The following is a 584-nucleotide window of genomic DNA, read 5'->3' on the forward strand; positions in this document are numbered from 1 at the left end:
GTCGCCCCTGTTGCGGGCGTTAAAGACTCAACTATGGAATCACCTAAAGAATTTCTAGCGGCCGTAGAAGCTGAAGATGATATAGGGCTCGTGATTCGAGCACACATCTTAATCGAGGAGCAGCTGAATAAAATGTTTGATACATTTTTTCTCAGACCTGAGTACCTTGAAAAAATGAACCTCGATTATCACCAAAAGGTCCATCTTGCAATATCTAGCGGTTTAAGCCCGCTGCTAGAAAAGCCTCTCAAGAGTATTGGTTCTATTAGAAATAAATTTGCGCACCAGTCAGATCAAATTTTGGACTCGGGGATAGTTAATAACTTATACAAAAGCTTTGATAACGAAAGCAAAAATAATTTTCATAAAACATGGAAACTAGTTTCGGATAACAACGATCCTGAAGAGGTGACTAGTTTTAACCAGCTTGATCCTAAGGAGCGGTTTAGGCTTATGGCTATCATTATTCATAAGTATCTACGTATCTGCCTGAATGACCTGAAGCGACGGAGCGGTCTTTAACAAAGCAATGCAGCCGACGTCGTACTTTGTGCACTTTTTGCACGGTCGCTGCGCTCCCATTT

At 41.4% G+C, this 584-nt stretch carries 1 protein-coding gene; it reads left to right on the forward strand.

The window, feature by feature from the left end; all coding sequences use genetic code 11:
- The coding region (locus B4U49_RS00325; protein WP_078082638.1) for a hypothetical protein at window positions 1-522 on the forward strand (522 nt) is incomplete at its 5' end.
- Window positions 523-584: the final 62 nt, after the last annotated feature.

Source organism: Microbulbifer mangrovi (genome assembly GCF_002009015.1).
Classification (GTDB): domain Bacteria; phylum Pseudomonadota; class Gammaproteobacteria; order Pseudomonadales; family Cellvibrionaceae; genus Microbulbifer; species Microbulbifer mangrovi.